The organism is Streptomyces sp. NPDC002935, assembly GCF_040611295.1.
GTDB lineage: Bacteria > Actinomycetota > Actinomycetes > Streptomycetales > Streptomycetaceae > Streptomyces.
Genome location: NZ_JBEXNW010000035.1, coordinates 69,458 through 87,881, shown reverse-complemented (window position 1 = coordinate 87,881; position 18,424 = coordinate 69,458). Strand labels below are relative to the sequence as shown.

General features: G+C 72.9%; 14 protein-coding genes. 8 read left to right on the top strand and 6 right to left on the bottom strand.

All coding sequences use genetic code 11. From position 1 onward, the window contains the following. Positions 1 to 53: 53 nt before the first annotated feature. From ABZX90_RS34830 to ABZX90_RS34820, 3 genes are all read right to left on the bottom strand, one after another. Complete coding sequence (locus ABZX90_RS34830; protein WP_355211698.1) at positions 54 to 1,442, bottom strand: NDP-hexose 2,3-dehydratase family protein; 1,389 nt, start codon at positions 1,440 to 1,442, stop codon at positions 54 to 56. After that, positions 1,439 to 2,419 carry a dTDP-glucose 4,6-dehydratase gene (gene rfbB, locus ABZX90_RS34825; RefSeq protein ID WP_351125790.1) on the bottom strand — a complete coding sequence of 327 codons (981 nt, stop codon included), beginning with the start codon at positions 2,417 to 2,419 and terminating at the stop codon, positions 1,439 to 1,441. The genes ABZX90_RS34830 and rfbB overlap by 4 nt, the downstream gene beginning before the upstream one ends. 305 nt (positions 2,420 to 2,724) lie before the next feature. Further along, complete coding sequence (locus ABZX90_RS34820) at positions 2,725 to 3,078, bottom strand: VOC family protein (protein ID WP_351125788.1); 354 nt, start codon at positions 3,076 to 3,078, stop codon at positions 2,725 to 2,727. A 167-nt stretch (positions 3,079 to 3,245) separates the two neighbouring features. Between ABZX90_RS34820 and ABZX90_RS34815 the strand changes: the two genes are divergently transcribed. Further along, positions 3,246 to 4,799, top strand: coding sequence for an alpha/beta fold hydrolase (locus tag ABZX90_RS34815; RefSeq protein ID WP_355211694.1), 1,554 nt, complete (start codon positions 3,246 to 3,248; stop codon positions 4,797 to 4,799). 65 nt (positions 4,800 to 4,864) lie between these two features. Here the strand turns inward: ABZX90_RS34815 and ABZX90_RS34810 are convergent, their stop codons facing one another. Continuing rightward, positions 4,865 to 6,253, bottom strand: coding sequence for a nucleotide disphospho-sugar-binding domain-containing protein (locus ABZX90_RS34810; protein WP_355211692.1), 1,389 nt, complete (start codon positions 6,251 to 6,253; stop codon positions 4,865 to 4,867). A 75-nt stretch (positions 6,254 to 6,328) separates the two neighbouring features. Beyond that, entirely contained in the window at positions 6,329 to 7,522 is a 1,194-nt protein-coding gene (locus tag ABZX90_RS34805) for a hypothetical protein (RefSeq protein ID WP_355211689.1), read from the bottom strand. 132 nt (positions 7,523 to 7,654) lie between these two features. Here ABZX90_RS34805 and ABZX90_RS34800 point away from each other — a divergent pair, with 132 nt between their 5' ends. Beyond that, complete coding sequence (locus ABZX90_RS34800) at positions 7,655 to 8,932, top strand: ATP-grasp domain-containing protein (RefSeq protein WP_355211686.1); 1,278 nt, start codon at positions 7,655 to 7,657, stop codon at positions 8,930 to 8,932. Positions 8,933 to 9,014: 82 nt separating this feature from the next. Here ABZX90_RS34800 and ABZX90_RS34795 read toward each other — a convergent pair whose 3' ends face one another. Continuing rightward, the gene (locus ABZX90_RS34795; RefSeq protein WP_355211683.1) at positions 9,015 to 9,812 is read right to left on the bottom strand and encodes a phytanoyl-CoA dioxygenase family protein; all 798 of its coding nucleotides are present in this window, start codon (positions 9,810 to 9,812) and stop codon (positions 9,015 to 9,017) included. A 314-nt stretch (positions 9,813 to 10,126) separates the two neighbouring features. Here ABZX90_RS34795 and ABZX90_RS34790 point away from each other — a divergent pair, with 314 nt between their 5' ends. From ABZX90_RS34790 to ABZX90_RS34765, 6 genes are read left to right on the top strand one after another with little or no spacing between them, the layout of a single operon-like run. Further along, the gene (locus ABZX90_RS34790; RefSeq protein ID WP_351125777.1) at positions 10,127 to 11,494 is read left to right on the top strand and encodes an SUMF1/EgtB/PvdO family nonheme iron enzyme; all 1,368 of its coding nucleotides are present in this window, start codon (positions 10,127 to 10,129) and stop codon (positions 11,492 to 11,494) included. Further along, complete coding sequence (locus tag ABZX90_RS34785; RefSeq protein ID WP_355211680.1) at positions 11,494 to 12,906, top strand: MBL fold metallo-hydrolase; 1,413 nt, start codon at positions 11,494 to 11,496, stop codon at positions 12,904 to 12,906. Before ABZX90_RS34790 ends, ABZX90_RS34785 begins: the two co-directional genes overlap by 1 nt. Continuing rightward, positions 12,903 to 13,931, top strand: a complete 1,029-nt coding sequence (locus ABZX90_RS34780; protein WP_355211677.1) for an alpha/beta hydrolase-fold protein — start codon at positions 12,903 to 12,905, stop codon at positions 13,929 to 13,931. The genes ABZX90_RS34785 and ABZX90_RS34780 overlap by 4 nt, the downstream gene beginning before the upstream one ends. Next, positions 13,919 to 15,760 carry an asparagine synthetase B gene (locus ABZX90_RS34775; RefSeq protein WP_355211674.1) on the top strand — a complete coding sequence of 614 codons (1,842 nt, stop codon included), beginning with the start codon at positions 13,919 to 13,921 and terminating at the stop codon, positions 15,758 to 15,760. Before ABZX90_RS34780 ends, ABZX90_RS34775 begins: the two co-directional genes overlap by 13 nt. After that, the gene (locus ABZX90_RS34770; RefSeq protein WP_355211671.1) at positions 15,702 to 16,799 is read left to right on the top strand and encodes a hypothetical protein; all 1,098 of its coding nucleotides are present in this window, start codon (positions 15,702 to 15,704) and stop codon (positions 16,797 to 16,799) included. Before ABZX90_RS34775 ends, ABZX90_RS34770 begins: the two co-directional genes overlap by 59 nt. Continuing rightward, complete coding sequence (locus ABZX90_RS34765) at positions 16,796 to 18,421, top strand: aldehyde dehydrogenase family protein (protein WP_355211668.1); 1,626 nt, start codon at positions 16,796 to 16,798, stop codon at positions 18,419 to 18,421. Before ABZX90_RS34770 ends, ABZX90_RS34765 begins: the two co-directional genes overlap by 4 nt. Positions 18,422 to 18,424: the final 3 nt, after the last annotated feature.

Sequence of the window (18,424 nt, the reverse complement as noted above, 5' to 3'; positions counted from 1 at the left end):
CTGTCCGGCGCCGGTGCGCCGGACAGGGCCTCAAGGCCGTTCACGGGCAAGGCCTATGCGGTCAGCGGCAGGCGGCCGGCGCCGCCGGTGCTCAGGACGGCGAGCAGGGTGCGGGCCTGCACGTTGACGTAACGGCTGTGCCCGGCCAGCCAGTTCAGCTGGCCGGGGGTGACCCAGTGGAAGCCCGGGGGCGGCTGCGCCGGGGTGGTGGCCTCGTCGGTCTCGACGATCAGATAGCGGCTCTCGGCGTCGAGGAACCGGCCGCCCTCCTCGGAGTGGACGGCCGAGTAACGGATGCGGCCGGGGGAGGCGTTGAGCATCAGGTCCAGGAACGGCGGGCGGTCCCCGGCCGCCAGATGCGCGTAGTTCGCCGGGGCGCACTGCACGGTCGGCGCGAGCTCGGCGGTGTCGAGGAAACCGCCCTCGACGCGCGCGTGCACCAGCACGTGCGGGACACCGTCGAACACCCGGTGGGCGAAGCCGACGATCCCCGCGTCCACCGGTTCGATGATCGGCTGGGTCCAGCCGGCGACCTCACGGCCCGCGCCCTGGACCGACACCGCCACCACCTTGAAGAACCTGCCGTCGCCGCGGGCGATGGCGTGCCCGTCGGCCTGCCACCCCTGGACCTCGCGCAGCGGCATACGCCGCACGCGCACGTCCTGACGGGAGCGTTCCGCGGTGAACCAGGCCAGCAGGCCCGAGTCGGAGGACAGCGCCCGCGGCTCGGCCGGGGCCGCCGGAGCGCTCGCCAGCACGGTGCGCGCGTCCATGTTCACGATGTTGTCCAGGCGCAGCAGCTCCACGATCTGACCCAGGGTCAGCCACCGGAACGCGTCGTCCACGGCGATGTCGCCGTCCGTCTCGACGATCATGTTGCGGTTGCGTTTGCGGTAGAACCAGGCGCCGTGCTCGGACTGCAGGACGTCCGTGAGCACCCGCTCCCGGTCCGGCTCCACGAAGTGCTCCAGGTACTTCACCGCCGCCCCGCCGTGGGCCTTGGTGTAGTTGCTGCGGGTGGCCTGCACGGTGGGGGAGAGCTGCACCAGGTTGGGGTTGCCGGGTTCCATCTTCGCCTGCATGAGGAAGTGCAGGACCCCGTCGAACTCCTTGGCCAGGATGCCCAGGATGCCGATCTCCGGCTGCACGATGATCGGCTGCTGCCACTGGGCGCCGGGCCGTTCGACGTGCAGGCCCTCGATGGTGAAGAACCGTCCGCTGCTGTGCCGCAGGTCGCCGGTGTCCGGCGCGAACGACCAGTGGTCGAGCTCGGCGAACGGGATCCGGCGCACCGTCGTCCCGCCCGAGCGCCGGACCGCCTCCAGCCAGCCCGGCACGTCCGACGTGGCGATGTGCACGCCCTGGGCTGCCGCGGCCGACCGGGCCAGCCGTGCGGAGATCCCCGCCCCGGACCGCGGCACCAGCTGTGCCGGTGCGCTCACCGCCGGCCGCCCTGGTCCTTGGCCGGCTTCCACCACTGCGGGTTGTCCCGGTACCAGGCGACGGTCTCGGCCAGCCCCGTGTCGAACCCGGTGAGCGGCCGATGGCCGAGCTCCCGCTCGATCCTGCCCTGGTCCAGGGCGTAGCGCCGGTCGTGGCCCTTGCGGTCGCCGACGTGGCGGATCATGTCCGGTCCCGCTCCGCACAGTTCGGCGAGCCGGTGGGCCAGCGCCAGGTTCGTCACCGCCGTGCCCGCGCCGATGTTGTAGACCTCGCCCGCCCCGCCGGCGGTCAGGACCCGGTGCACGGCCCGGCAGTGGTCGTCCACGTGCAGCCACTCGCGGACCTGCCCGCCGTCCCCGTAGACGGGTATGGGGCGTCCTTCGAGCAGCTGGGTGACGGCGAGCGGAATGAACTTCTCGGGGTGCTGGTAGGGGCCGTAGTTGTTGGAGCAGCGGGTGACGGAGACGTTCAGCCGGTGGGTGCGGAAGTAGGCCAGCGCGATGAGGTCGGAGGCCGCCTTGGACGCCGCGTAGGGGGAGTTGGGCAGCAGCGGGGAGTGCTCGGTCCAGGACCCCTCTTCGATGGAGCCGTACACCTCGTCCGTCGAGATGTGCACCACCCGCCCGACGCCGGCCGCCAGGCACCCCTCGAGCAGCGCCTGGGTGCCCTCCACATTGGTGCGCACGAACGCGGCGCCGCTCTCGATGGACCGGTCCACATGGCTCTCGGCCGCGAAGTGCACCACCGCGTCCTGGCCCCGCAGCACACCGCCCAGCAGCTCCCGGTCGCAGATGTCGCCCTGTACGAAGGTGAGCCGCGGGTGGGCGGCGGGGAGGTTGTCACGGTTTCCCGCGTACGTCAGCTGGTCCACCACCGTGACGTGCGCGTCCTCGGAGTCCGGATATCCCCCGTCGAGCACGGTCCGTACGTAGTGCGAGCCGATGAATCCGGCTCCGCCGGTGACGAGGATTCTCATGAGACCACATCGCAGTCGGAATTCCACGCTCGAAGCATGTGCCTTTTCCCTTTTCGACGAGGGGACGGATACCGTTCGGTTCACGCTGGAGAACTGCCTGATTCCCGGGCATCTTTTGGCCGGCCGGTCCGGCCGCCGGGGGATGCCCGGGCGGGTTCTGCCGGCCCGGACCGGGCCCCGCGAGGTGTCAGCCGGTGCGGGCACCTCACCGTGCCCCGCCCGGCGAGGCTAGGCGGGACGCCTCGAAGCCCCCTCGAGACGGGCTCGGGGGGGCTTCGAGGACGGCTGGGAGATGTGCCGCGGCGTCAGCTGTCCTGCAGCAGCCCCAGAACGTTGCCGTCGAGGTCGGTGACGGTGGCCACCAGACGGCCGCCGCCGACGTCCGCGGCGGGGCTCTTGAGCGTGGCCCCCGCGGCCGTCACCTCGGCCAGCTTCGCCTCGATGTCGGGCACGTGCCAGTAGGCGACCGGCGAGGTGATGTCCTGCGCTCCCGCCGGCACCAGCCCGATGTGCTGACCTGCGAGGTCGAAGCCGACATAGAACTCCGAGTCGGTCTGCGGCTCGATGCCGAGCAGGGCGGCGTACACCTTCTTCGCCGCGGCCACGTCCGCTACGGGATGCAGCACGGTCTTGATTCCCTGAATGGCGGAGTCAGCCATTTCCACTCCTGGGGGGTTGGGATTTCGTCGCCCCATGCTAGGAAGATTCCCCGCCGCGATGCATCTCCGCACCCGATCGCTCCAGCGGATTTCCAGCCACTCTTGACCAGAATTGGAGAGGCCCTTGCCAGGCTGCGAGCGCGCTGAATTCAGGAGGGGAAAACAACGTGAAAAAGCTCGCATGGGTCACAGCGGTGGCCGTGGCCGGCCTGGTGGGGCCGGCCGTCGCCCCGGCGGCGGCAACGGACGCGACCGGGCCGGCCGCCGCAGGCATCGCCTGGTCACCGTGTCCCGACACCGACCCGGTCCTCGGCAGCCTGCTCAAGGGCCTGGACTGCGGCTCGGTCCAGGTACCGCTCGACTACGCCGATCCCGACGGCAGGAAGATCAGCCTGGCGCTGACCCGGGCCGTCCACACGGCCCCCGACAGCCAGTACCAGGGCGTCGTGATCCTCAACCGCGGCCAGTGGCCCGGCGGTATCGGCCGCGACCTGCCCACCCGCTACGCCCAGGGAACCACCGGACTGGCCAAGGACGTCGGCGCCGCCTACGACTGGATCGGCTTCGACCCGCGCGGCGTCGGCGCCAGCGAACCGTCCGTCGTCTGCGACAGCGACTACGTCTACCCCGGGCACGCCCAGCCCGACTCCGTGCCCGCCACGCCGGCCGCCGAGCAGGAATGGGCCGACCGGGCCCGCGCGTACGCCAAGAGCTGCGGCGACCGGTACGGCGACGTGCTGAACCACCTCACCACCAAGGACGCCGCCCGCGACCTCGACCGGATGCGGATCGCGCTCGGCCAGGAGAAGATCACCTACTTCGGCACCGACTGGGGCACCTACCTCGGCTCGGTCTACGCCTCGATGTACCCGGACCGGGTGAACCGGATGGTGCTGGACAGCGTGGCCCGCCCCAACGGCAAGTGGTACAAGGGCAACCTCGCCAAGAACGAGACGTCCGAGACGAACGCCCGGATCTTCTTCACCTGGGTCGCCCGCTACGACGCGGTCTACCACCTGGGCACCACCGCGGCCGAGGTCGAGGCGAACTACTACAAGGGCCAGGACGCGCTGGGAGCCGCCCCCCTCGACGGCAAGATCGGCCCGTCCGAATGGGCCGACGTCTTCGAGCCGGTCGTCTACCGCAGCTGGACCTGGCTCTCGCGCGCGAAGGTGCTCTCCGACTGGGCGGTGCGCGGCGACCCGGCATCGCTGCGGGCCACCTACACCGACCCGGGCTTCCCGCACCAGAACCGGCACGCGATGACCAACGCGGTCCAGTGCACCGACGCCGCCCAGCCGCGCAACTGGAACCGCTGGCACACCGACTACTCCCGCCAGTACGCCGCCGGGAACCGGTTTTTGACCTGGACCAACGCCTGGTACAACGCGCCGTGCGCGTTCTGGCCGGCGCCCGCGCAAAGTCCGCAGAAGGTCGGCGACCCTGCGGTGAACGTCCTGCTGGTGCAGCCGGAGTTCGACACCGCGCACGGCACCACCGGCGCCGTACGCACGCACAAGCTGTTCCCCAACTCCCGCCTGGTGCTGGAGCAGGGCGGCCACAACGTCGGCGCGGCACTGTCGGCGAACAACAACGCCTGCCTGAACACCTACGTCGGCAACTACCTGCGCGACGGCACCCGTCCCGCCTCCCGCAAGGGGATCGACGCGACCTGCCAGGCCTCCCCGGACCCGGTACCGGTTTCGGTCCCGGCGTCCTGAACCACCAAGCGGCCCCGCACCGTTGACGGTGCGGGGCCGCTTGGCGCTTTTGTTGCCGTCGCGGCTCAGTGCACGGCGGGCACCGGCCCGGCCTCGGGAACACCCGCGGGCAGTGCGGCGGACCGCAGCACGTCCGCGGGCGCCGTGCCGGCCCGGTGGGCGGCGACCAGGTCCTCCAGGGTCCGTGTCATCTCGTTGGGGGAGGGCATGGCCAGCACCTCCTCGCTCAGCCGCCGGGCGTTCGCCCGCAGCCCCTGGTCGTGGAGCAGGCGCTCCAGCGCGGCCCGCACCCGCGGCCCGTCCGCCTCGGCGGGCTTCATGGCCAGCCCCGCCCCCGAGCGTTCCAGGCAGCGGAGTTTGAGCGGGACGTCGAACGCCCGGCTGACCAGCAGTTGCGGCACGCCGTAGCGCAGGGCGCAGCCGAACGACCAGGTGCCGCCGTGATGCACCATGGCCGCGCAGGTCGGCAGGACGTCGGCCAGCGGCACGGACTCCACCAGACGGGTGTTGGCCGGCACCCGGTCGAGCCGGCCCTGGGACTCCCGCGGCAGGGTCAGGATCAGCTCCATCTCCAGGCCGGCCGCAGAGTCGAGGATCTCCTGGATCCGTTCCACGGGCAGCAGCTGCCGCACCGGACCGTCGTTGACCGCGTCCCCGAAGGTCATCAGGACCCGCGGTGCCCGCGGCGGTTCGGCGATCCACCGCGGCACCACGGCCGGCCCGTTGTAGGGGACGCACTGCATGGGCAGCGTCGTCGCCCGCTCGTCGGGCCTGAACGCCCCGGGCAGCGGGTCGATGGTGAACTGCCCGTCCACCAGCTCCTCGGAGAACGCGCGGCCGTACTTTCCGGCCCAGCCGGCCAGCCAGTCACGCAGTTTGTCGGCGCGGTCGTGCGGCGGGCGCAGCGCCTGCGCGTGCAGGAAGTCCTCCCGCATGCGGGAGTAGACGTCGACGGAGTACAGCACCCGGGCGTGCGCGGCCCCGACCGCCGCGGCGGCCACCGCGCCCGCGAACGCCTTCGCCCCCCACAGCACCAGATCGGGCCGCCACGCCTGGGCGAAGGCGACCAGTTCCTCCATCATCGAGTCGTTGGACCGCCGGGCCTGCGGCAGCACCAGGTCGTCCATCACCCCGGTGACCTGCTCCCAGCCCAGCCGCGCACGGTCGGGCCCCAGCTCGAACAGCGGGCCGAGCCCGTCCTGCGGAGACTTCCGTGCGCCGGACGGGGCAGTGGCGGCCGCCGCCTGGCGCCGCTCGTCGCGCCGTCTGCGCAGCTGAGGGCTCTCACCGGGCCCCACGCCCAGGCCCGTCAGCCCGGCCCCGGCGACGGCGTCCAGGAGATCGGGCCAGCCGGCCACCCGCACCTCGTGCCCGGCGGTCTGCAGCGACCACGCCAGCGGAACCAGGTTGAACAGGTGCGTCTTGAAGGGGAACGGCACGATGAGAACCCGCACGGCGGATCTCCTTCGGGTCAGGGGCGAGGGGGGTGGTGTGCGGCGACGCACGCGTCGACGCCCCTGCCATCCTGATCACGTATCCCGTGCGGGGCTTCTCCACGTTTGCCCAGTGCCGGTGGCGGCGGTCACCAGGAAGGTGACAGCGGCGACCGCCACCGCCGTCGGCAGGGGTCCCGCCAGGTCGCAGAGCGCGCCCGTGGCCAGGATGGACACCACCACCCCCAGGGGCAGCAGGGTGGCCCGCAGCGTCAGTACCGCCGGCAGCTGCGCGGCCGAGGCCACCGCCAGCAGCCGGTTGTTGTAGTGGACGTAGGCGACCTCGAACAGGACCAGGAACAGCGCGTACAGCACCAGCGTCGGCGCCGTGCGCCCGGCCAGCAGCGCGGCCAGCAGGAAGGGCATCGGCAGCAGCGCCCACGCGGCCGAGGGCAGCTGCCCGAGGTGGCGCTGGGCGGGCAGGGCGGCCAGCGACCCGGCGAAGACGGCGAGCGAGGAGACGGCGACGAAGACGCCCACCAGCCGGGTCCCGCCGTCCAGCACCTGCAGGGGGATCACGGTGACGGCCACGGTGTGGAACCCCTGCCAGAACGCGACCAGCAGGAACCGGGCGAACAGCCTGCGCAGCACCGGGTCCTCGACCCGCAGCCCCCCGGCGGCCGCCCCGCCCCCGGCGTCCGCGGCGGCTGCCCCGCCCCCGGCGGCCCCGGTGTTCCGGGCGTCATCCGCCTTCGCGCGGGCGTTGCCGGCAAGCGTCGGCAGGGCCCAGGCGAGCAGCGCGGACAGCACCAGCAGCGCCGCGTTCACCGCGACCAGGCCCCGCAGCGGCAGGACCGCCGCGGCCGGCCCCGCCAGCGCCGCCCCGGCACTGACCCCGGTCAACTTGCCTATCTCGGCGAAGGTGTTGGCGCGCTCCAGCCGCTCGGGGGCGACGGCGGCGCGCAGCACGACCGAGGTGGCCGAGCGGGTGAGCGCCTCGCAGAACCCGCGGACCAGGACGAGGACGGCGGCCACCGCGAGCAGCGCGCGGCCCGGCACCGCCAGGGCGGCCAGGGTCAGGACCAGGCTCGCCGCCTCGGCCGCCCGCACCAGGTGCTCCGGGGCGCGCCGGCGCAGCAGCGAGTTGAGCGGATGTGCCAGCAGCAGCGCGGGCAGCCACGGCGCACTCAGCACCGCCCCGGCCAGCAGTCCCGACCCGGTGACCGATCCCACGTGCGTGGACAGGCTCACCAGAAGCAGGAAACTCCCGCACGCGTTGACGAACAGCAATACGGGAGTGAAATTCGGTGAACGGTGTACCGCGGGAAGAAAAGTCGATGTCATCACGTACCCCTCCAGGGACCGGAGGATGCCAGAGATGAACACATTTCAGCGAGAGGGGCCCCTGCCTATCGTGAACATATGACAGCAACCACCGGGAACAGCCCGTGCATCGTGATGGTCGATGCCTATGCCGCCGTCCGTTCACTCGTTCTTGAATTCAAGAAGCAGGGGTGTTCGGTCGTCCGTGTGCAAAGCACACGCGAGGTGCCGTTCGTCTACCGGTCGGCGCCTTTCGTCCGCGACGACTTCGCCGCCGACATCGTCCACGACGGCGACGTGGCGGCCACCCTCGCCGCCGTCGCGGCGTTCACGCCCCTCGCGGTGGTCTCGGGCGGCGAGGTGGGGGTGGAGCTCGCGGACCTGCTCGCCGAGCGGCTCGGCCTGCCCGGCAACGGAACCGCCCTGAGCACCGCACGGCGCGACAAGCACGTCATGGTCGAGACCGTGCGCGCCGCCGGCCTGCGCGCGGCCCGCCAGCTGCGGGTCACCGACGCCGGCGAACTGGCCGCCTGGCACCGCGAACTGGGCGGACGCGTCGTCGTCAAACCGCTGCGCAGCGCCGGCAGCCAGGGCGTCTCCTTCTGCGACACACCCGAGGAGTCGGCCGCCGCCTTCAGCGCCCTGGCCGGCACCGACGACGTCTTCTCCCGGGCCAACGACGGGGCCGTGGCGCAGGAGTACCTCCCGGGCACCGAGTACATGGTCAACACCGTCAGCCGCGACGGCCGCCACCACGTCTGCGACATCTGGCGCACCAGCCGCGTCAGCGCCAACGGCATCGTCGACCTGTGCGACGCGCTCGCGCTGACCGACTCCGGCGACCGGGCCGCGGCCCCGTTGAGCCACTACGCCTTCCAGGTCCTGGACGCCCTGGGCATCCGCCACGGCCCCGCGCACGTGGAGATCAGGATGACCCCCGACGGACCGTGCCTGGTCGAGGCCGGCGCCCGGATCGCCGGCGGCGGCATCCCCGCCAGCGCCGGCCTGGGCATCGGCGCCTCGCAGCTGGAATGGACCGTCGAGGCCTGCCTGCGTCCCGAACGGTTCCACGCCCGCGCCCAGCGCCCCTACACCCTGCGCCGTCATTGCGCGATCGCCGGCATGGTCTCGCCGGTCCAGGGCGTGCTCAGCGAGTACCGGGGCATCGAGGAGATCCAGCGGCTGGAGAGCTTCCACACCCTGGCGACCCCGGTCAAACCGGGCCAGGACATCGTCCCGACCGTCGACGACCTGACCTACCCGGTCATCGTGACGCTGCTGCACGACCTCGAGGAGGTCGTGCAGCGCGACCTGAACACGATCCGCCACCTCGACGGCACCGGCTTCTACGTCCTCGACGGCACGGCCGGCCCCTGACCCCCCGCAGGCTGCCGTGTCCCCGACCGCGCGGCCGGCCGCCGACCGCGCCGTTCGACCGCCGCCCGGCAGCAGTTGAACATCACCGCCCGGTGCCCGCCGGCGCCGGGCGCGACCATGCCGGCCGCGGCACCCGGTAGACGAAGCTGACGGCGGTGCGCGGCTGCGCCGCCGTCGTGTTGGGCGCCGAGCGGTGCAGCACCAGCCCGTCGAACAGGACGGCCGACCCCGGCTCCAGCTCCATCACCACCGCCTTGTCCGTGTCCGGCAGGTGCTCGTCGGCCACATGCGGCTCCGTCGCCCGCTCCAGCGGCGCCTGGCCCGGCAGCCGCTCGCTGTCCCCGGAATGCGGGAGCAGCCCGAGCAGGTGCGACCCGGGCAGGAACTCCAGACAGCCGTTGCGGACGGTGGCCGGCTCCAGCGCGACCCACACCGTCACGATGCCGTGCTCCCGCGGGTCGAAGCCGGGCGGCGCGAACGCCATGTCCTGGTGCCAGGGCTTGGCCGAGCCCACCACCGGCGGCTTGGCCCACAGGAAGGAGTTGACCAGCGTGCCCGGGGCGCCGGCCGCCCGGGCGACCGGCCCGCCGGCCAGGTCCAGCGCGTGCTGCACGGCGGCGAACTCCGGGACGTGCACATGGATCCGGTCGGCCGAGCGCAGCACCCCCCGCAGCGCCCCGGCCCCCTGCTGCCAGGCCGCCCAGCCGCCGATGCCCGGCGCCTCCAGCACGAAGTCCCCGCCCGAGACGGCACGGTCGCGGGTGAGGTCCTCCAGCGCGCCCACCGCCCGCCGCAGCCGGATGAGCGCGTCACCGGCCGCGAGCCCCGGAAGCCGCACGAATCCGTTCTCCCGTATTCCCCCGGAATCAGTCTCCACCATTTCTCGTCCTCCCTCGCTTGACATCGGATCACCCGCGAACCTACCCGCATGTATCACAGGCCGTTCATGTTCAAGACGAGCCGGAAAATGGGCCGTTGCCGTGCCTTCGGCGCCCTGCGTATCCTCTCGGGCCAGGTGGCCGCACGGCCCCGTCAAAAACTATTGCGGAGGGAGTGGAATATGAGCGACGGCACCTTTATGGAGACCCGTGACGCGGACGAGGAGACCAGCAAGTGGTAATCCTCTGACAGCGAAGTACGCGCCGCCCGTACGGAATTCCGTACGGGCGGCACGTCGTCCCGAGAGAGGCAGAAATGGTAGGCAATCGCGTTTCCCACGTCATCGACCTTCCCGCCGACCTGCTGGTGATCGACGACTCCACCGACGAGCGCTACTGGGCCTCGGTGGAACGCGTCGTCGACCTGGCCGGGCAGAAGGCGCGCGGAGCCGACGGGGTGCCGCTGCTGGCGAGCCTGGTGGCAGCCCACCCCGAGTGGCCGGTGCGCGCCGGCGCGGTGCGGCTGCTGGCCGCCCACCACGCGGACGATCCCGCCGCGGCCACCGCCGTGGCCGCCGCGACCCACGACACCGTCGACTGGGTCGCCTTCACCGCACTGAAGGTCATCACCCAGTACCGGATCGCCGCCGCCGTCCCCGACCTCATCCGCATCTCCGGCTGGCCCAGCAACTTCACCCGGCCCGACTGGGCGCGCAAGCCCGTCGGCTGCGGCGCGGCCCTGACCAAACGCGCCCTCATCGCCGTCTTCGGCACCCGCGACCCCGCCGAACTGCGCCGCCTGGAGGACGAGTACTTCACCGACATGCGGGCCAGGATCACCGCCGCGCGCAGCCGCCCCCGCCGCCACGACGACGTCGTCCTGGTACCGGCCGGCCCGGCGATCATCGGCGCCGACGAGAAACCCGACGCCTTCCGCATGGCCCAGGACGACAGCACCCTGCGCGCCGTGGACGTGCCCGCCTTCCTCATCGACCGCACCACCGTCACCAACGCCCGCTACCGCGTCTTCCTCGACGAGGTCGGCGACTCCGGCGAGTTCGACCACCCCGACCAGCCCCTGGAACGCTCCCACCGCCCCGCCCACGCGCACGACCCGCGCTTCAACGCACCCCACCTGCCCGTCGTCGGCCTCGACTGGTACGACGCCCACGCCTTCGCCAAGTGGGCCGGCGGCGCCCTGCCCAGCGAGGTCCAGTGGGAGAAGGCCGCACGCGGCACCGACGGCCGCCGCTACCCCTGGGGCCAGGACTGGGACCCCCAGAAGGTGAACTACGTCGAGCGGTCCTTCGGCGAGCAGGTGAGCGACCTCGACTCCCTCGAAGCCCTGCTGCTCACCGTCGAACAGGGCACCGACCCCGCCCACCCGGTGCTCGCCGCCGACGCCCTCCCGCAGGGCGCCAGCCCCTACGGAGCCCTGCAGATGTCCGGCAACGTGTGGGAACTGACCCGCACCAACTTCTACACCGGCCAGGACATGGACCCCTTCTTCCAGGGGCGCCACCCGCTGGACTTCATGAACCGCAAGGACGCCTTCCACGTCCTGCGCGGCGGCACCTGGACCTCGCCGCCCACCTGCCTGACCACCTTCTACCGCGGCAAGGACCTCATCACCGACCGGCACAACGAGGTCGGCTTCCGCTGCGTGTACGAGACGAGCACCTGATGCGCCTGACCTCGCTCGGCCACGCCGCCGTCCTCCTGGAGACGGGCAGCGAGCGGATCCTCTTCGACCCCTGGCTCACCCAGCGCCTGGACCGCTTCTGGGAACACCACCCGCCGCTGCCCGCAGACCTGGTGCGCCAGGTCCTCGACGACGGCGTCGACTACGTGGTCCTCAGCCACCACCACTTCGACCACCACCACTTCCCCTCGCTGCGGCAACTGGCCGACGGCGCCGACGTCGACTTCGACGACAGCCCCCGCCAGAGCTCCGCCGTCACCTGCATCTACCCCGCGGGCCCCGTGCCGCCCCGGCTGACCGCCTCCGGCCTGGGGCACCAGGCGATCGCCTGGACCCTGCGCCGCCTGGGCTTCGAGCGCCTGCACCCGGTGACACCGGGCGACACCCTCACCCTGGGCGCGGCCAGCCTGCGCACCTTCCCCTCGGCCGTGCCGTTCCCCGAGATGAGCGTGCTGGTGCAGACCGCCGACGCGGCCGTCATGCTGTGCGGCGACGCACTCCTGCACGAGAGCACCGCGGCCGCCTTCCGGCGCGACGACGCGCCGCGCCTGGACGCCGTGTTCGTCCCCGCGCACAGCGTCTCGCCGCCCGGCGTGCTGACCGAGCGCCGCCCCCTGAACGACCCGGACGCGGTCCGCGCCCGCGCCGCGGCGAACTTCGACCGCTACGTCGAGGCGATCCCCGCGGCCCTGACGGTGCCCTCCTCGTTCGGCTGGCGGGTCGGCGGCGACGGCGACGGCGAACACGACTACTCCTGGTGCAACCGGACGATGTTCCCCCTCACCCCCGTCCAGGCCCTGCGCCGGCTGGACGACCTGGGCCGCGACGGCCTGCTGTGGGGACCCGGCCAGGTGATCGAGATCGCCGACGGCAAGGCCGCCCCCGCCGAGGGACCCGTCGCGCCCGCCGCCTACGACTTCGACCGGCTCTACGCCGAGGTGAGCCTCGACCCGGCCACCCCGGTGCCCCCGTTCGACGCCGCCGCCGACCGCTACGGCCGCCAGAGCCGCACCTGCGAGGACCTCCTGCACGAACTCCTGGACCGCCTGGTGGCCACCGACTACTGGTACCGGGCGCTGGACGACGGCGCCGGACGCCACGTCATCTCGCTGTACGAGGACCACGGCGCCCAGAACGCCTTCCTCCTGGACCCGGTCACCCACCGGGTCACCCGGCTCGGCGAAGGGCCCGCCCGCGCCCACCTGGCCGGCGGCGAGAGCTGGACCGAGACCGCGGCGAGCACCCTTGAGGCCCTGCTCGGCGCCGACCTCTTGTTCGGCAGCTCCTTCGGCCTGTGGGCCAGCGACGGCGTCCTGCTCTCCGCGGTCTTCCACCACCCGTCCTTCTACACCCGCCACGTGGAGCGCGTACTGCAGGAGGCGAGCACCCCGTGAACAACCCGGCCCCGAACAACCCGGTCCTGCTCGACCACGAGAGCACCTGCCTGCGCGGCAACCCGCTGGGCGACCCGCACCGCCGCCGCATCGAGGTGCACCTGCCCCCCGGATACGACGGCATCCGCCGCTACCCGGTCATCTACTGGCTGCCCGGATTCGGCGCCCACCCCGGCCTGGGCAACCGGGCCCTGTCCTTCGGCGCATCCGTCGCCGACCGCCTGCACCAGGCGATGACGGACGGCCGGGTGCCGCCCGCCCTGCTCGTCGTGCCCGACTGCACCACCGCCTACGGCGGCTCGCAGTACCTCGACTCCGCCGCCTCGGGCCGCTACGCCGCCTACCTCGCCGAGGTCGTCGCGGAAGTCGACGCCCGGTTCGCGACCCTGCCCGACCCGGCCCGGCGCGCCATCGGCGGCAAGTCCAGCGGCGGCTACGGCGCACTCGTCGCGGGCATGACCTCCCCGCTGTTCGGCGCGGTCGTCGCCTGCTCACCCGACGCCGGGTTCGAACACTGCTACCTGCCGCTGCTGCCCGCCACCCTCGACACCGTCCGCGCGGCCGGCGGCGTCGACGCCCTGCTGGCCCGCCGCGACAGCGGCCCGCACGACGTCCCCTTCATGGTGGCCATGAGCATCATCGCCATGGGCATGTGCTACACCGACCAGCCCCGCACCACCCCGCAGGACGCACTGCCCTGCGACCCCGTCACCGGCCGCTTCCGCGACCAGGTGTGGCAGCGCTGGCTCACCCACGACCCGGTCCGGATGCTCCCCGCCCACACCGGCCCGCTCACCGAACTGGGCCTGCTCCACCTCGGCGTCGGCGAACGCGACGAGTACGGCATGCACTGGGGGACCCGCGCACTGCACGCGGCCCTCGACACCCACCACGTCCCGCACACCTACCAGGAACACGCGGGCGGACACCACGGCATCGAGCACGTCTTCACCGACGCGCTCGCCCACCTGTGGCGGGTATGGCCGCACCGGCAGGAACCGGGGAACAACACGTGTGCGGCATAGCGGGCTTCATCAGCCTGGACGGACGACGCGACCCCGCATGGCTGGACGCCCTGGGCCGGACCATGACCGACGCCATGGCACACCGCGGCGAGGCCGCCGCCGCGCCCTACGTCTCCTCGTGCGGCACCGTCATGCTGTGCGCGACCCGCCTGGCGGTCCGCGACCGCACCGAGGCGGGCGACCAGCCGATGACCGACCCCACCGGCCGCATCACGCTGGTCCACAACGGCGAGGTCTACGGCTCCCGTTCCCCCGCGCCACCGCTGTGGCCGCGCCGCACCACCTGCGACACCGAGTTCGTGCTCCAGCAGATCTGCCGCCAGGACGATCCCGGGGCCGCACTGCGCCCGCTGGACGGCATGTTCGCCCTCGCCTGGCACGACACCACGACCGGCCGCGTGGTGCTGGCCCGCGACCACTTCGGCGTCAAACCGCTCTTCTACACCGTCACCGAAGGCGCCCTGCTGTTCGCCTCCGAGCAGGGCGTGCTGCTGCGCACCGGCCTGGTGACCCCCGAGGTCGACCCCGAGGAGTTCGTGCTGCGCTCATGGATCCGGATGGACGCCGCCGACGACCACACCTGGCTGCGCGGCATCCAGTCCCTGCAGCCCGCCGAATACCTCCTCCTGGACCGCCCGCACACCAGCACCCACCGCTACTGGAAACCCGCCGCGGTCGACGACCCGATCCAGCCCGAGGAGATCAGGGCCGCCTTCGACCGGGCGATCCAGCAACGGTCCGTGTCCGACGTCCCCCGCGCCGCGGTCCTCAGCGGCGGCGTCGACAGCACCGCGATCGCCGCCGCCCTGACCCGCACCGGAGTACCCCTGGACGCATACGTGCTGCGCTACCAGGACGGCATCGGCGGCTCCGGCGACGACGTCACCTACGCCACCGAGGTCGCCGGCCGTCTCGGCGTCCCGCTGACCGTCTGCGACCTGGACAGCGACAGCGCCGCCGCCCTGGTGCCCGTCCTGCCCACCCGGCTGATGCGGCCGCTGCTGCACGGCGCCGAGCTGGCGATGCACCACCTCTACCGCACCATCGCCGACGACAACAACGTCGTCGTCTACTCCGGACACGGAGCCGACGAACTCTGGGGATACCAGGCCGGCCGCTACTTCCCCGTCGTCGACCCCTACGCCCCCACCTTCATCCACGGACGCCACTACCTCACCCACCGCCTGCACGCCGACGAACGCCCCGTCTGGGCCGGCCTCATCAGCTGGATGGCCCACGAACTCGACGTCGACATGACGGCGGTGACCGACCGGGTGTGGGAACGCACCCTGGACGAGTACCGGGCGCTCAAGACCGCCTCCCCCCTCAAACGCGGCCGGCACCACCTGATGCGCCGCTTCCTGGTCTACGTCAACGACATGGTGGACGCCACCTCGGCGACCTTCACCCTGGAGGACCGGCCCGTCTTCCAGGACGTCGCCCTGACCGAACTGGCCTTCCGCTGCCCCGAACACCTCAAGGACACCAACCAGCCCGGCACCCACAAAGGCCTCCTCAAAGCAGCCCTCGCCGACCTGCTGCCCGACTCGGTGCGCGCCCGCCGCAAACAGGGCTTCCCCAGCCCCGCCGACCCCGGATACACCCGCCGGCTGAGCGAACTCGCCGACGCACTGGGCACCCCCTTCGGCCTGCCCGCACCCCCGGCCGCCCTGCGCGCCGAACTCGGCGTCGGCGAATGGATGTTCCTGGCATCCGCCTCCGCCTGGACCGACCACCTCACACAGCTCGCAACCCACCCGAGGAGTCACGGTGAGCCCCTCCGTCCCCCGATGGCGCCCGCAGGTCCTGCACCACGCGGCCGACCTTGACCCCGTCCCCCCGGTGATGGACGAGACCCGCGCCCAGGACTGGTGCACCTTCGTGCTGTGGCAGCCCGCCCAACTGCCCCCGGGCTGCCACAGCCGCACCGGCACCCTGCGCCGCGAGGCGCCCCCCGGACGCGTCGACGCCGCCGGCCGCAGCCCCTGGAGCGACGCCAACCCCTCCGGCTACCGCACCGAGATCTCCGGCGGCGGACGCAGGCTGCGCCTCAAGCAGTTCCTCTACGACTGGGCCTTCCCCGCCGCCGACCACCCCTGCCTGTGGGGCAGCGAGACCCGCCCCCACGAGATCGGCGAGGGCCGCGTGGTCTGGCTCGGCACCGACTACCTCGGCCACCGGGCCGGCAGCGCCCGCATGGCCCGTACCACCGTCGAACTCTCCGTACTGGAGGGCGAGTTCACCGACGAGGAGATCATCGCGCTGTTCGCCGCCCTGCGCCCCGCCGTGCCCGAGACGGTGCCCCGGATACTGGCCACCCCGTTCTCCGAACTCAGCTACTGGGCCCGCTACCCGGCCGACACGGTGGCCGTGCCCACCGGCGTCTTCGCCTTCCAGCGGCGCGGCCGCACCCATGAGGGCCACTGGACCCCCTCCGCGCAGCTCACCGCCTTCCTCGGCAAACAGGGCATCCCGCTCACGGCCGGCCCCTTCCACGCCGACGGCGCCGCCGTCTTCGGCGACGGCGCCACCGTCCGCGAACTCGACGTCGTCTACGCCACCCCGGCCGGCGGCGAACTGCGCCTGACCGCCCAGCGCACCGGCGGCGGCCGCCTCCGGTTCCCGCCGCGCCGCGACAAGCACCCCGCCACCGACGAGATCCGCGACCTCGCCGGCCGCCCGGTCCACCTCGGCTACCTCAGCGCCGAGTACGGAGCCTGCGACGCCTGGTGGCAGCACCCCGACGGCTACGACCTCAGACTCCTCTCCAGCGCCGGCACCGGCCTGGGCCGCGAGGCGTTCTTCGCCCTGCTCACCACCATCGACGCCGAACTGCGCCTGGCCGGCAACGCGGAGGCGCTGGGATGAGCGGGCAGGAACACCCGGCCCTCGCCCCCGTCGCCGAGGGCTCCGCCAACACCCGTGCCGATGAGGTGAGTTCACCGCGAGGGCCGGTCTCCGGTCCCGTGACCGGCGGTGCGGACCGTGACCGTGCCGCCACCACCCTTCTGAGGAAGGGGACTTCGCCGAAGCGGCCGGTCTCCGGACCCGCGACCGGCGGTGCCGTCAACGGCCGCCCGGACCGGGACGGTTCGCGGGGGCGGGACATCGTCGACCCGGCCACCGGCCGTGTTCTCGCCCGCCTGCCCGACACCGACGCCCCCGGCGTCGCCGGCGCCGTGGCCCGCGCGGACACCGCGTTCCGCACGGTCTGGGCCGACACATCCCCGGCCCGCCGCGCAGGCCTGCTGCGCGAACTCGCCGGCCTGCTGCGCCAGGACCGCGACCACCTCGCGGCGCTGGAACGCGCCAACGCGGGCAAGCCCACCGCCCGCGCCGCCGCCGAGGTGGACTTCGCCGCCGACGTCGTCGACTGGTTCGCCGCCGCCGCCCGCTACCCGGTGGGGGAGACCCACCCGGCCGGCCCCGGCATGCGCACCTACACCGACCGGGTGCCGGTGGGGGTGTGCGCGGCGATCTGCCCGAACAACTACCCGCTCCTGCTGGCCGTCTGGAAGATCGCCGCCGCGCTCGCGTACGGCAACACGGTCGTCGTCAAACCGGCACCCGAGACACCGCTGTCCATCCGCCGCCTGGTCGACCGGGCCGACGGCCTGCTTCCCCCGGGCGTGCTCAGCGCCGTCTACGGCGGAGCGGAGACGGGCCGGCTGCTGTGCGAGCACGAGGCCGTCGGCATGGTCTCCTTCACCGGCTCCACCGCGGCGGGCCGCGAGGTAGCCCGGCGCTGCGCGGACGGCCTCAAGCCCGTCTCCCTGGAACTGGGCGGCAAGAGCCCCGTCGTGGTCTTCCGCGACGCCGACCTGGACGCGGCCGCGCGGGCGGTCGTCGCCGGCTTCACCGGCAACACCGGCCAGATGTGCGTGGCCGGGACCCGCCTGATCGTCGACCGGGCCGTGCACGGCCAGTTCGTCGCACGCGTCGCCGAGCTGGCCGGCGCCCTTTGCGTCGGCCCGCCCCAGGACCCCCGCACCGATCTCGGCCCGCTGATCAGCCGGGCCGCCGCCGACCGCGCGGCCCACGCGGTCCAGGAGGCGGCCGCCCGGGGCGCGCGGGTGATCCTGCCGCCCGGCCGCCACGAGGTCCGCCACGACCTCGACGCAGGGTTCTACGTCCACCCGGCCGTCGTGGACGGCGCCCCCTTCGACACCCGCGCCTGGCGCGAGGAGCTCTTCGCCCCGGTGCTGACCGTCGCGGCGTTCGACACCGACGCCCAGGCCCTGGACCTCGCCCACGACACCGCCTACGGCCTGTCGGCCTCCGTCTGGACGTCGGACGCCGACCGGGCCGAGCGCTTCGGCCGGGCCCTGCGCGCCGGCATGGTGTGGGTCAACACCTGGGGCGACACCGAGGAGACGGTCAGCGTCTCGGGCATGGGCCAGTCCGGCTACGGCCGCGAACTGGGCATCCACGCGGTGGAGGGCTACACCCGGCCCCGCGCCGTCTGGGTGGCCCACCGGCCGGGACGGTAGACC